The following is a 12,911-nucleotide window of genomic DNA, read 5'->3' on the forward strand; positions in this document are numbered from 1 at the left end:
GCACGCAGCGTAACGAGCGCGGAGTGACGTCATCGGGCGCGGCGTGCGGCCAGCCGTTCCGAACGCAGCGTCTCCACTTCAGTCAGGTCCAACGGCTTCAGCGCGTGGCCCAGCACCCACGACAACAGCAGGTCAGCCAGCTCGGGGTTGCGCGCCAGCGCCGGACCGTGGAGGTAGGTGCCCACGACGTGGTCGGTGACCGCGCCCTCGGTGCCGTCGCCGTTGCCAGTACCCCGGACGACGCGGCCCAGCGGCGCGCTGCCCGGACCGAGCACGCTCGAGCCCTGGTGGTTCTCGAAGCCGGTCAACGGCGTATCGAGCAGGTTCGGTTCGACGATCAGCTCGGCCACCGCGCGCTGCTGCGACGGCCCGGTGACGAGGTCGAGCAGCCCGAGCCCGGCGTGGTCGACGCCGTCGACGCCGCGGAAGCGCGTGCCCAGGATCTGCAGGCCGGCGCAGACTCCGAACACCGGCCGTCCCGCGTTCGCGGCGCTCCGCAGCCCCGCCGAGTCGCGCAGGAAGTCCGCGGCCAGCACCTGCGCCATGTCCTCGCCGCCGCCAAGCAGGTAGAGGTCCAAAGTGGACGGTACCTCGGAGTCGAGCGAAACCGGCACCACCTCGGCGTCGTAACCGCGCCACTGCAAGCGTTTGCAGAGCACCTGTGCGTTGCCGGAATCGCCGTACGTCCCCAGTACCTCGGGCAGCAGCAGGCCGATGCCGACTGTCGAATCAGACATCAGGCAACCGGTCGACCAGGTCGCGGAAGGCGGTGTAGTTCGCGACGAGTTCGACCCCGCCCGGCGGCAGCGTGTCGATCGCGCTGACCGGGTCCGGGGCCGACCAGTGCGGCACCTCGGCGTAGCAAAGCCGCACCGCGAGGTCCGCGGACCGCTCTCCGGCGACGACGACCTGACGGCCGCGCAGGCGCTCGAAGTGCACGTCCCAGAGCCACGACAGGTCGCGGCCGTCCGCCTCGTGCGCGTTGACCGCGACGACGACCGGGGTGTCCTCGTCGAGCACACGCAACGTTTCGGCCCAGCCAGCCGGATTTTTCGCAAGCATGAGCCGCACTGAATGCCGGGTGCGGCGAATCGTTCGGTAGCGCCCGCCGATGTCGGTGATCGTGCGCAGCCGGGCCGCGGCGGTGTGCGGCGGCACCCCGACGCAGTGCGCGGCGGCGAGCGCGAGAGCGGCGTTGGCGCGGTTGGCCTCGCCGGGCAGGCGAAGGTCAAGGTCCACCTGTCGGCCGCCGGGCGTGTGGACCAGGTCGCCGTCGAGGGTCCAGGTCGCCTCCGGGCGAGCGAAGGCGCACACCGCACAGCGCCATTCGCGATCGGTGTGGGTGATCGCGCCGCCGCAGCGGGGACAGGAGACGGAATCGCCCGACCAGCGGCGTCCGGTGCCGACCCACACGGGGCGGGCCGCCGCCGAAGCCGCGGATGTGACCAGGACGTCGTCGCAGTTCGCGACCACGACCGTGCGCGACAACCCGGCGAACGCGGCGCGGAGGTCGCGCTCCATCATCCGCACTTCGCCGACGCGGTCGAGCTGGTCACGGCTGAGATTGAGCAGCACGAGCGCCGCCGGCTGCACCTGCTCGGCCACCCACGGGACGTAGGTTTCGTCCACCTCCAGCACCGCGTACGGCGCTTCCGGGGCGGCGGCCAGCGCGGCGACCAGCCCGTCGGGCATGTTCGCGCCGTCGCCGTTGTGCGCGACCTCGGCGAGCGCTTCGAGCGCGCGGGTGAGCATCAGCGACGTGGTGGTTTTGCCGTTCGTGCCGGTGACGATCACGACCGTGCGATCGCGGCCGAGCCTGCGCAGCGCCTTGGGGTCGAGCCGCAGCGTGACGCGGCCGCCGATCACCCCGCCGCGGCCCAGCCGGGCGGTACGGGAAAACCACGCGGTCAGCCGCCCGGCGGCGACCGACGCCCGGGTGCGCAGACGTGTGGACATCACGCAAACCGTGCGGCACGGGCGCTGTGATTTTCCTGAGAGGGTGACTCCAGTCTCCGTTACCCTTCGTAAGCAGTCTTACCGATCGGAGGTTGAACCATTCGGCGCAACCTCGACCTTGCCGAATGACAGAGATCGGTCAAGATCTTCCGTCCATACATCGGAGGTGTTAGCGTCCAACCCCGCTTGATGGCACCACGCACCGGTGACCGGGAACGCAGAGCGACAGGCGGAGGGCGAACGTGGACGCAGCAGCACGCGGGCTGGACCAAAGCGGCACCCTGGAGCGCGGGCTGGCGGTGCTCGAACACGTCGGGCAGCACCAGGAAATCTCCACGAACGCGCTCGCCCGGCAACTGGGCCTTTCGCGCAGCGCCGCCTACCGGATCGTCGGCACGCTGAAGCGGCTGGAGTACCTCGAGGCGGACACCGTCACCGGACGCGTGCGGCTCGGCACCCGGCTGGTCGAACTGGGCGCCCGCGCGATGGCGGCGACCGACCTGCACCGCTGCGCGCCGCGGTATCTCACCGCGCTGGCCGAGCGTTCCGGGGAGACGACCTATCTCGCGGTGCCGGACAACGACGCGATGGTCTACGTCGCGACCGAGCGCAGCGCCAGCGCGGTCACCCTCTCGTGCCGCCTCGGCACCCGGCGGCCGCAGCACGCGACGTCGCTGGGCAAGGCCTGGCTGGCCGCGTTGCCGGAGGCCGACCGGGTGGAGCGGGTGCGCCGGATGAAGCTGGACAGCCTCACCCTCAAAACCATCAACGACCCGGTCCGGCTGCTGGACGAACTGGCGCGCACCCGGCGTCGCGGCTGGGCCGTGGACGACCTGGAGAACGAGCCGGACGTCGGCTGCGTCGCGGCGGCCGTGCGGGACCACTCGGGCCGTCCGATCGCGGCGATCAGCGTCGCCGGGCCCGCTCCGCGGGTGATGCGCCGGGCGGACGAGCTGGGCGCGACGGTGGCCGGGACGGCGGCGGCGTTGTCGATGCGGCTGGGGTACGTGCGGAACCGCTGAGTCTTTCACCGGATCGGGTTTTCTCGGCCGGTCTTGCGTCTTCTACCAGCGGAAACAGGTTATCCACAGGCGTGTCGACTTGTGGACAACCCTGGGGATGGCCGCCGGTGGCACCGGGAATTGTCGGGCCGGTGGTGGACCGTTCCCGGCATGAAGATCACTCCCGCACCGCACGGTGCCGCCCGGCTACCTCGTTCCCGCTTCCAGTTTGCTGCACGACTCGGCCCGCTCCAGAAGCAACGCGCGCTCCCGCTCGTTGCCGGTCATCTTCGCCGCGCGCTCGAACTCTGCGCGCGCCTCGTCCCGGCGGCCGAGCTTGTACAGAAAGTCGCCGCGCACGCTCGGCAGCAGGTGGTAGTTCTTCAGCGCGGGCTCAGTCAGCAATTTGTCCACCAACACCAGCCCGGCTTCCGGCCCCTCGGCCATCGAGACCGCGACGGCCCGGTTCAGCTCGATCACCGGAGACGGCGTGAGCTGCGCCAATCCCGCGTACAGCGCCGCGATCCGCGCCCAGTCGGTCTCGTCCGGCGTCACCGCCACGGCGTGGCAGGCGGCGATCGCGGCCTGCGCGGAATACGGCCCGTACGTGCCGTCCGCCAGCCGTTCGGACCTGGCCAGCGCAGTGAGGCCGCGCTGGATCAGCAGGCGGTCCCAGCGGCTGCGGTCCTGGTCCATCAGCAGCACCGGTTCGCCGTTCGGGCCGGTGCGCGCCGCCGAGCGCGAAGCCTGGATCTCCATCAGCGCCACCAGCCCGTGCACTTCCGGTTCGCCCGGCATCAGGCCGGCCAGCACCCGGCCGAGGCGCAACGCGTCCTCGCACAGCGCGGGCCGCATCCAGTCGTCGCCGCGCGTGGCGGAGTAGCCCTCGTTGAAGATCAGGTAGATCACTTCGAGCACGGCGGGCACGCGTGCGACGCGCTCGTCGCCGACCGGCGTTTCAAACGGCACCTTGGCGTCGGCGAGCGTCTTCTTCGCCCGCACGATGCGTTGCGCGACAGCGGATTCCTTCACCAGGAAGGCGCGGGCGATCTCGTCGGTGCTGAGCCCGCCGAGCATGCGCAGCGTGAGCGCCACCCGCGCCTGGGTGGACAGCACCGGGTGGCACGCGGTGAAGACCAGCCGGAGCAGGTCGTCCTCGATCTGCTCGTCGTCGAGGACCGCGTCGAAGTCGGGCAGCACGCCCTCGCCGAGCTGTTCGGCCTCCCGGCCGATCTCGTCGAGCTTGCGGCCGAAGGTTTCGTTGCGCCGGAACAGGTCGATGGCCCGCCGCTTGGCGATCGTCATCAGCCAGGCGCCAGGGTTGCGCGGCACGCCGGTCTCCGGCCACTGTTCGAGCGCGGCGACGAGCGCGTCCTGGGCCAGTTCCTCCGCGAGGCCCACGTCGCGGGTCATCCGCGCGAGACCGGCGATCACCCGCGCCGACTCGATCCGCCAAACGGCCTCTACCGCACTTCGCGTGTCCACCGGCCCATCAGACCGGCCCGGCCCGCCCGAGGCAACCCTCGGGCGGGCGCGGAGTCAGAGCTCCGCCGACAACGGCCGAATCTCGACGGTGCCCGCCTGCCGGTCCGGGTTGGGCGCCCGCTTCATCAGCTCGACGATCTCGGCGAGCGACTCCCCCTCCAGAATCCACACGCCCGCGACGAGCTCCTTGGTCTCGGCGAACGGGCCGTCGACCACGCTGGGCTCCGCGTCCCCGTCGAACCACAGCAGCCGGGCGCCGGCCGAGCTGGGAGTCAGCCCGGCGGCCTGCACGAGGTGGCCGGATTCGGCGAGTTCGGTGTTGAACCGGCCCATCTGCTCGATCAACTCAGCGCTGGGCGCGGCTCCCGCTTCGGAGTCTTCGCTGGCTTTCACCAGCACCATGAACCGCATCAGTTCTGCGCAGCCTGCTCGCGCACCTTCGCTTCGGCGTCGCGCAGTTCCGGGGTGAGGTTGTCGCCGAAGTCGTCGGCCTCGAAGATCCGCCGGATCTCGATCTCGTGGTGCGCGCCGTCGGTGTTGGGCACGCGCTTGATCCACTCCACGGCTTCTTCGAGCGAACGCACCTGGAGGATCCAGAACCCGGCGATCAGCTCCTTGGTCTCGGCGAAGGGGCCGTCGACCACGCTGGGCTCGCTGTCGCCGGAGAACTTCACGCGGGCGCCCTGGGAGCTGGGAGCCAGTCCCTCGCCCGCGAGCATCACGCCGGCCCGCACGAGTTCCTCGTTGAACTTGCCCATCTCGGCGAGCAGTTCGGTGCTCGGCATCTGGCCGGCTTCGCTCTCTTCGCTGGCCTTCATGATCACCATGAATCGCATCTTCGGTACCCCTTCGCTCTCGGCTTGCCTTCACCCCTGCGTCGAACGGGCCGCGGCCGGATCGACACCGTCCCCAAACTTTTTTCCCGGTCGCGAAACTAGCAGGTCAGGCGAACTTCGGCGGACAAAACAGGCATGGGAGAATCGGTGTCCGTGGCAGTACTCCCCGAACGTCTCCGCGCCGCCCTCGACGAAGAGCTCGGCCGGTTCCCCGAATCCCGGCTCGCGCAAGCCGTGGACCGGCTCAGCAAGCGTTATCGACAAGGCGACTCGGCAACCTCGCCGATCCTCTCTTCGGAGCTGGATGTCGCCGCTTACGCCGGGTACCGAATGCCGGCGACGTATGCGGCGGTCAGCGCGGTGCTGGGCGAGGTGGCTGCCGCCGCGCCCGGGTTCGACCCGAAAACGCACGTCGACATCGGCGGCGGCACCGGAGCGGCAGTGTGGGCCGCGGCTGACGTCTGGCCTTCGGTGGAGAAGTGCACGGTCCTGGAGCAGGTGGCGGCCGCGCTGGCGCTGGGACGCAAGCTGGCGGCCAATGCCGACGAGCCAGCCGTCCGCACCGCGGTCTGGCAGCGCGGATTGGTCGATTCCGCGTCGGCCGCACCGGAAGCCGACCTGGTCACGCTCTCGTATGTCCTCGGCGAACTGCCCGAACGCGGCCGCGCCGACGTCGTCCAGTGGCTTGCCGCGAAAGCCGGGACCGTCGTGCTCATCGAGCCCGGAACGCCGGCGGGATTCGCGCGGATCCGCGAGGCTCGCGAGGTGCTGCGCGAGATGGGCCGCAGCGTGGTGGCGCCGTGCCCGCACGACGACGTCTGTCCGATCAAGCCGGGAGAAGACTGGTGCCACTTCTCCGCCCGGCTGCCCCGAAGCGGGGTGCACCGGCGGATCAAGTCCGGCACACTGGGCTTCGAGGACGAAAAGTATTCGTACGTGGCGGCCACGTCGGCACCGGTCGACCGTCCGTCGGCCCGGATCATCCGGCATCCGCGCAAGCACAAGGGGTTCGTGCAACTGGACCTCTGCACCGTCGACGGGCTCGCTCCCGGCACTGTCGTGTCGAAGCGGCACGGCGTGCGCTACCGCGCCGCTCGCGACGCGGAATGGGGAGACGCCTGGAGCGTGGAGTAGCCCGGTTTCTTCCGCTGCGGTGTCTGGATGGCTGCGTCGGCTCCGACTGTCGGGTGTCAGCGGATCTGAACCGGAGAGGACACCCGATGGACTTTCACGAGCGTTGCGCGGAGATCGTGCGGCAGACGGAACTTCTCGCCGCGGCCGTCGAAGGCGCGGACCGGACGGTGCGGGTCGCGGCGTGCCCGGAGTGGAATCTCGGGCAACTGCTCGATCACGTCAGCACCGGTCACCGATGGGCCGAGGAGACCGTGCGCACGCGGGCCGACCATTGGCTGCCGGACGACGAACTGCGGAATCCGGTGGACACCCCGCGCCCGGCGTCGTGGCTCGTGGACGGGGCGAAGACGTTGGCGGCGACGCTGCGCGAAGCAGGTCCAGACGCGGAGGTGTTCACGCCGGTCCCGAGCGGGCCGCCGCGAGCAGCGTTCTACGCACGCCGGTTCATGAACGAGACATTGATCCACCGCGCCGACGCGACGCTGGCCGCGGGCGGGGAATTCACCGTCACGCCGGAAGTCGCGCACGACGCGATGGAGGAATGGCTGGAACTCGGGTCGCTGCCGCAGTTGCTGGAGTACGTCCCCGAACGCCGGGAACTGCTCGGCCCAGACCGCACGATCCACCTCGCGCCGACCGACGAGGCGGCGTCCTGGACGGTCGATCTCACCGGCGATCAGCTGGCCTGGCACCCGGGCCCGCCGGCGAACGCGGCGGTCACCGTGGCCGCGCCGCTGGGCGACCTGCTGCTGATGGTCTACGGCAGGCTGCCGTCGGAGATCGCGCACCGCAGCGGCGACACGGTGTACCTGGACCGCTGGCTTTCGCTCGTCGGCTTCGGCTGATCCGGTCAGTCCCAGCGGATCGGGAGGCTTTTGAGCCCGTTCTGGAAGTTCGACCGCAGCCGGCGGGGTTCGCCCGCGAGCCGGACCTCGCCGAGCTGATCGAACACCGCGGCGAACAACGCGCGCATCTGCATTCGCGCGAGGTGCGAACCGAGGCAGAAGTGCGGGCCGTGGCCGAACGTCAGATGTTCGCTCGGCGCACGCGTCACGTCGAAGACATCAGGATCGGGAAACACAGTCTCGTCGCGATTGGCCGAGGAAAACCACACCACCACCTTGTCCCCGGCCTTGATGTCCACATCGGACAGTCGGGTGTCCTGCGTCGCGGTGCGGCGGAAGTGCATCACCGGCGTGTGCCAGCGCAGCATCTCTTCGACCGCGCCGGGCAGCAGGCTCGGGTCGTCGAGCAGCTTGCGGTACTGCTCGGGATGCGCGAGCAACGCGGCCATCCCGCCGGGCAGGCCGTTGCGCAGGGTTTCGTTGCCAGCTACGGAAAACAACCAGAAAAGGTTCTCGAACTCCTCAATCGACACACGGCCGCCGTCGTCGTCCACGTGCTGCATCAGGTTGCTCATCACGTCGTCGCCGGGGTGCTCGCGTTTGTGCTCGCCAAGCGCGTGCGCGTAGGCGTAGAGATCCGGCATTCCGGCGCGGCTGCGCGGATCCGGCATCCGGCCGTCCGGTCCCGGTTCCGGACGCACGGCCAGCGCGGCACGGGCGAGGTCGGTGACATCGTCGGCTTTGACGGTCGCGCTCACCGCGTATTCGGCGTCCTGGAAGCCGATCACCCGGTTGCTCCAGTCGAACATCAGCCTGCGGTCCTGCTCGGGAACGCCGAACACCTCGGCGAGCGTGAGCAACGGCAGATCGGCGGCGATGTCCTTGGCGAAATCGCATTCGCCGCGATCGGCCACCGCCGCCACGAGATCATGTGCCCAGCCTTCGATCCGCTCGGTGATCCGGCCGACCGCGCGCGGAGTGAACGCTTTCGTGAGCAACCCGCGCAGCCTGCCGTGCTCGGGCGGGTCCATGTTGAGCATCATCCGGCGCACGTACCGCAGGTCCTCGGCAGTGGCCGGGTCGCGGATCTGGGTGCCGCCGAGCTGCGACGAAAACACCGCAGGGGTGCGAAGCACGTGCCGCACGTCGGAGTGGCGCAGCACGGCCCAGAAGTCGCCGATCCGCGTCACCGGCGTTTCGCGGCGCAGGCGGGCAAGCAGGTCGTAAGGCACGCCCGTGACGTAGGTGTCCGGGTCGGCGATGACAGCACTCGACACGTTCCGACCCTAGCCCCGAGACCGCCGCCTGCGGAAAGATCCGTCCGGTGGAAAAGCTGAAGCTGCGCGTCACCGGACAAGGCGAACCGCCGGTCCTGCTCCTGCACGGACTCGGCGCCACCGGCGCGGTCTGGGACGGCTTGACCGGCCAACTCGACCGGCGGCTGCTCGTGCCGGACCTGCCCGGCCATGGCGGCTCGCCGCGGCTGCCCGAGTACACCTTCGAGACGCTCGCGGCGGCAGTCGCCGACGCTCTCGACGAGCCCGGCCCGGTTGCCGTCGTCGGCCATTCGCTCGGCGGTGTCGTCGCGCTGGAGCTGGCGAGTGGCCGCTACGGCCTCGAAGTCAGCAGCGTGCTGGCGGTCGGCATCAAGGTCGAGTGGAGCGAAGACGACCTGGCTCGCGCCGCCGCGATGGCAACCCGCCCGCCCCGGCTGTTCGAAACCCGAGAGGAGGCCGAAACCGCCTATCTGAAGATCGCCGGACTGACCGGCCTGGCTTCGGCAGACCCGGACGGCGTCACCGAAACCCCGGACGGCTGGCGGCTGGTCCTGGACCCGCCCGCCTTCGGCGTCGGCCGCCCGAACCTGCCGAGCCTGCTGGCCGCCACGCGCTGCCCCGTGGTACTCGCCGCCGGCGAAAACGATCCGATGTGCCGCCCCGAGCAGCTTCGCGCCCTCGTTCCCGAGGCAGTGGTCCTGCCCGGGCTTGGGCACAACGCGCACGTCGAGGATCCAGCCGCGGTGGCGGCGCTGCTCACCCCGCGGGGCGACTGAGCAGGCGCTTAGACTGGCCGGGTGACGACGATCGATCCCGCCCGCACCGGGCTAGACCAGCTGCTGAAGCTCGAACCGCTCGAGCTGAACCTGTTCCGCGGCTGGTGCCACCAGGGTTCGCCGCAGCGGGCGTTCGGCGGTCAGGTCGCGGCGCAGGCGCTGACCGCGGCCGGCGCCACCGTGCCCACCGCGCGGCACGTGCACTCGCTGCACGGCTATTTCATCCGCGGCGGGCGCACCGACATGCCGATCATCTACGAGGTAGAACGCACCCGTGACGGCGGTTCGTTCACCACGCGCCGGGTGGTCGCGATCCAGAACGGCGAGAGCATCTTCAGCCTGTCCGCGTCGTTCCAGACCGAGGCGGACAGCAGTGCGCACCAGGCGCGAATGCCGGACGTCCCGGCCCCGGACGAGGCAGGCGTCGTCGAGCAGGACCGCTCGCCGATCGTCCTGTCCGCCATCGAAGTCCGCTTCGTCAGCAGCCCGGAAACCGGCCTGCCCGACACCGGCCGCGGCCCGCGTCAGCAGATCTGGGTGCGAGCGAAGGACGCACTGCCGGACGCCCCGCTGGCGCACGTCTGCGCGCTCACCTACATCTCCGACATCCGCCTGGCCGGCACCGCCCTGCTGCCCCACCGCGACGACCCGGGCGAACCGCAGCTGACGTCGCTGGACCACGCCGTGTGGTTCCACCGCCCGTTCCGCGCGGACGAATGGCTGCTGTTCGACATGGAAAGCCCAAGCTACGCAAGCACCCGAGGCCTGACCCACGGCGAATTCTTCACCACCGACGGACGGCTAGTTGCTTCAGTGACCCAGGAAGTACTGCTGCGCAGGCGCTGACTCTGTCCGATGTGGACAGTCAGCCAAGCCGAACCCGCACCGGCCCAGCCGGCTCCGCGGCAGCCTCGGCCACCGGCGCGCGCAGGATCTTCGACAACTGCCACGCCTCCAGCCCCGCGAGGACGGTGTTGGCCACCACGAGCACCAAGTACAACCCGGCCTGCACCGAAAGCCGGAACGGATGCTGGTCGGAAGCCCCCGCCAGCAACGAAATATGGCACGCGACAACGACCACCATCGATGCCGCGGACAACCCGCCGAGCACGATGAGCAACGCCCGCAACACCCGGGTGCGCCGCCAGTTCAGGTACCCGGTCTGGACCAGACCCGGCGTGCTGACCATGACGAGCCCGCAGCCGTAACCGGAAAACCCGCCGACCACCCCGCTGCCCGCGACCAGCGCGGTAGTCAGGTGATACGAAACCGGAACCCGGTAGGCGGCGAGGATCGCGGCCACGCAGACCAGCAGCCCCAACGGCAGGTGCGGCCAGCCGTACCAGGGAAGCCGCCGCTCCATGCGAAGAATCGCCGGCAGATCGATATCGCGGTACGCCTCGGGGTCGCGCAAAGCCATTCGCACCGTTCCTCTCGTCCCGGAAACCCCCGGTGTGTGCGCGGTGACCGGCGAAGCCTAGGCCAGGCCGCCCGGCCGTGCAAAATCCACCTGAATCCGGCCGGGCAGGCGACCAGTTAACCCGCTCCTCGCTTTCGCACCCGACCTCCGGATTCTTATCCCCGACCGTGGAAGACCGCGTGACCCACACCACCCGCCGGCTCGCTGGTATCCCCTCGACCAGCGGGAACCATCACCGAATCCGCATTCACTTCTTGCGCTTCCTCCGGGGTTGTCCCGGGATGTCCGGTAGAGCGATTTTCTGTCGGTGGTGCAAGTTAGGCTGCAGGCATGAACACCGAGGCACCCACCGTCGCCGCCGAAGATCTCTCCCAAGGCCAGTGGTTCTGGCACGAACCCGCTCCCGGCCTGCGTTCCTGGCCGCTGCAGGTGGCCACGGCCGAGATCCTGGAAGACGCTGTCCGCATCATCACCACCGACGAGGTCCGCGAACTGGTCTCGTACGCCCGCGACCGCCGGGTCCGCCTGGCCGTCGCCTCCTGAACCGCACCGCCAACAGCACCACCACTGGGGAACTCTGGGGGACCGGGCCGGCCGCGTACGCGAGCGGCCCGTCCAATATGGACACCACATCCAACACCGCGGCCTTCGGCCGACTCGGGCGCTGAATTTCGGTAGCTTTCCAGCGACGCTCACCAATCCGCGCCCGCTACCTCACGCAGCTGCGCCGCACACCGCGGCACACCACACCGCCAACCGCGCACCGCGTTGCGGCGCAAGGCCCGCACATCGCGGCCAGCGCACCTCGACACACCACCCAACCGCGCAGCGCATTGCGGCGCTAGGCCCACGCATCACGCCTCGCACCACCGGCCGCGCAGTGCGTTGCAGCGCAAAGCCCGCACATCACCCCTTGCCACCAACTGCGCACCGCGTTGCCGCGCAAGGCCTGCAAATCGCAGCCAGCGCACCTCGACACACCACCCAACCGCGCAGCGCGTTGCGGCGCTAGGCCCGCACATCACCCCTCGCCACCAACCACGCAGCGCGTTGCAGCGCAAAGCCCACGCGTCGCGCCACGCCATATCACCCAACCGCGCAGCGTATTCCAGCGCAGGGACCGCGCATCGCGCCTAGCGCACCTAGACAACCACATCGCGATCGTCGCCACCCGCGCGTGAATCCGTTGTCCTGCAAGCAGATCTCATCCACACCGGTCTTCCGGCAGCACCCAACGCTCGCCCGTGCCGCAAACCTCTCCGCCGAGCGGTCAGCGGGAAAGAACTCCCTGAAGCAGCACGTCCAGGAGATGCCGAGCACGGGAATCCCACTCGTCCTCGTCCAGCCGGGTCAAGTAGCCCGACAAGATAAACAGGTCGCGAGCGTCGATGTCGCGACGGATGGCTCCCTCGGATTTCCCCGCGTCGAGCAACAGGGTGATGGCGTCCCCGATCGGACCATGGCTTTCCTCCGACAAGCCTTTCCACACCGCGGTTTCCAGCGCCGCGAAGACGCCGCGCTTGACTCGCGCGTATTCGGCGATCCGGTCGAACCACCGGGACAACGCCTCGACCGGCCCGTGCGAAGACAGCAATTCCGGAGCCAGCGCGACCAGCTCCTCCACCTCCTGCCGGTACACCTCGGCAAGCAGGTCCTCGCGCGTGGGAAAGTGCCGATAGAGCGTCCCCTGCCCGACGCCGGCCGACTTGGCCACCGCGTTCAGCCGCAACTCCCCCGAACCGGCGATCGCCTCGCGGGCGATCTCGACGATCCGCTCCCGGTTCTCCCGAGCGTCGGCTCGCTGAGCCGCACTCATCGCCGACGCCCGGCACCAGTGGAAACGCACATGCCTCAACGTTATCGCGGACCCGCCGAGTGCCGCATAATCCGCGCACGGCACGAACGGACGGACGGCGGCCAGTGCGCCCCGCAGCCAGACGGACGGAGCAGGGCGGCCAGTGCGCCTCGCAGCCAAACCGCCGCCAAACCGCCGCGTTCGGGATCCATGGTCAGCCTCTTCATCAACCAACGACCCCCCGACGCAAGAATCGGCAGCGTTCCCGCCCCGGCCGCCTTCGCGCAGGCCGGTCCACCCACCTCTTCGCCGCAGCACCCCTCCGGGAGGCCCTGCGGCAGCCCAGAAGCAGGCCCCCGAGAGCCGACGCACCTCCACCCCGCCGA

At 69.8% G+C, this 12,911-nt stretch carries 14 protein-coding genes; 6 read left to right on the top strand and 8 right to left on the bottom strand.

Going from position 1 to position 12,911, the window contains the following annotated elements; genetic code table 11:
* Nucleotides 1-29 precede the first annotated feature (29 nt).
* The gene (locus ACFXI3_RS12015; protein WP_344265190.1) at nt 30-737 is read right to left on the bottom strand and encodes a glutamine amidotransferase; all 708 of its coding nucleotides are present in this window, start codon (nt 735-737) and stop codon (nt 30-32) included.
* Complete coding sequence (locus tag ACFXI3_RS12020) at nt 730-1,956, bottom strand: MurT ligase domain-containing protein (RefSeq protein WP_344265193.1); 1,227 nt, start codon at nt 1,954-1,956, stop codon at nt 730-732. Before ACFXI3_RS12020 ends, ACFXI3_RS12015 begins: the two co-directional genes overlap by 8 nt.
* Nucleotides 1,957-2,198: 242 nt before the next feature.
* Here ACFXI3_RS12020 and ACFXI3_RS12025 point away from each other — a divergent pair, with 242 nt between their 5' ends.
* Nucleotides 2,199-2,978, top strand: a complete 780-nt coding sequence (locus tag ACFXI3_RS12025) for an IclR family transcriptional regulator (protein ID WP_081684630.1) — start codon at nt 2,199-2,201, stop codon at nt 2,976-2,978.
* A gap of 186 nt (nt 2,979-3,164) precedes the next feature.
* On the opposite strand, the gene ACFXI3_RS12030 is transcribed toward ACFXI3_RS12025, so the two are convergent.
* From ACFXI3_RS12030 to ACFXI3_RS12040, 3 genes are read right to left on the bottom strand one after another with little or no spacing between them, the layout of a single operon-like run.
* The gene (locus ACFXI3_RS12030) at nt 3,165-4,442 is read right to left on the bottom strand and encodes an RNA polymerase sigma factor (RefSeq protein ID WP_344265202.1); all 1,278 of its coding nucleotides are present in this window, start codon (nt 4,440-4,442) and stop codon (nt 3,165-3,167) included.
* 54 nt (nt 4,443-4,496) lie between these two features.
* A complete protein-coding gene (locus ACFXI3_RS12035) occupies nt 4,497-4,853 on the bottom strand; it encodes a YciI family protein (protein ID WP_344265206.1) in 357 nt (118 codons plus the stop codon).
* Nucleotides 4,853-5,278 (bottom strand): YciI family protein, encoded by a 426-nt coding sequence (locus ACFXI3_RS12040; RefSeq protein WP_344265209.1) that lies wholly within the window; start codon nt 5,276-5,278, stop codon nt 4,853-4,855. The genes ACFXI3_RS12035 and ACFXI3_RS12040 overlap by 1 nt, the downstream gene beginning before the upstream one ends.
* 135 nt (nt 5,279-5,413) lie before the next feature.
* Here ACFXI3_RS12040 and ACFXI3_RS12045 point away from each other — a divergent pair, with 135 nt between their 5' ends.
* Nucleotides 5,414-6,412, top strand: a complete 999-nt coding sequence (locus ACFXI3_RS12045) for a small ribosomal subunit Rsm22 family protein (RefSeq protein WP_378399527.1) — start codon at nt 5,414-5,416, stop codon at nt 6,410-6,412.
* An 86-nt stretch (nt 6,413-6,498) separates the two neighbouring features.
* Nucleotides 6,499-7,257, top strand: coding sequence for a maleylpyruvate isomerase family mycothiol-dependent enzyme (locus ACFXI3_RS12050; protein ID WP_378399528.1), 759 nt, complete (start codon nt 6,499-6,501; stop codon nt 7,255-7,257).
* A gap of 5 nt (nt 7,258-7,262) precedes the next feature.
* Here the strand turns inward: ACFXI3_RS12050 and ACFXI3_RS12055 are convergent, their stop codons facing one another.
* Nucleotides 7,263-8,534 (bottom strand): cytochrome P450, encoded by a 1,272-nt coding sequence (locus ACFXI3_RS12055; RefSeq protein ID WP_378399529.1) that lies wholly within the window; start codon nt 8,532-8,534, stop codon nt 7,263-7,265.
* 47 nt (nt 8,535-8,581) lie between these two features.
* Here ACFXI3_RS12055 and ACFXI3_RS12060 point away from each other — a divergent pair, with 47 nt between their 5' ends.
* Both ACFXI3_RS12060 and ACFXI3_RS12065 read left to right on the top strand, forming a co-directional pair.
* Nucleotides 8,582-9,310, top strand: coding sequence for an alpha/beta fold hydrolase (locus ACFXI3_RS12060; protein WP_378399530.1), 729 nt, complete (start codon nt 8,582-8,584; stop codon nt 9,308-9,310).
* A gap of 21 nt (nt 9,311-9,331) precedes the next feature.
* On the top strand, nt 9,332-10,156 hold the full coding sequence (locus tag ACFXI3_RS12065) for an acyl-CoA thioesterase (RefSeq protein ID WP_378399531.1): 825 nt from the start codon (nt 9,332-9,334) through the stop codon (nt 10,154-10,156).
* Nucleotides 10,157-10,175: 19 nt separating this feature from the next.
* Here ACFXI3_RS12065 and ACFXI3_RS12070 read toward each other — a convergent pair whose 3' ends face one another.
* Nucleotides 10,176-10,730 carry a hypothetical protein gene (locus tag ACFXI3_RS12070; protein WP_378399532.1) on the bottom strand — a complete coding sequence of 185 codons (555 nt, stop codon included), beginning with the start codon at nt 10,728-10,730 and terminating at the stop codon, nt 10,176-10,178.
* 330 nt (nt 10,731-11,060) lie between these two features.
* On the opposite strand from ACFXI3_RS12070, the gene ACFXI3_RS12075 reads away from it, so the two are divergent.
* Nucleotides 11,061-11,273 carry a hypothetical protein gene (locus tag ACFXI3_RS12075; protein WP_344265227.1) on the top strand — a complete coding sequence of 71 codons (213 nt, stop codon included), beginning with the start codon at nt 11,061-11,063 and terminating at the stop codon, nt 11,271-11,273.
* Nucleotides 11,274-12,000: 727 nt separating this feature from the next.
* On the opposite strand, the gene ACFXI3_RS12080 is transcribed toward ACFXI3_RS12075, so the two are convergent.
* Nucleotides 12,001-12,546, bottom strand: a complete 546-nt coding sequence (locus ACFXI3_RS12080; RefSeq protein WP_378399570.1) for a TetR/AcrR family transcriptional regulator — start codon at nt 12,544-12,546, stop codon at nt 12,001-12,003.
* Nucleotides 12,547-12,911 lie beyond the last annotated feature (365 nt).

Origin of the sequence: Amycolatopsis sp. NPDC059235 (assembly GCF_042754125.1) — a bacterium.
Classification (GTDB): Bacteria; Actinomycetota; Actinomycetes; order Mycobacteriales; family Pseudonocardiaceae; genus Amycolatopsis; species Amycolatopsis albidoflava.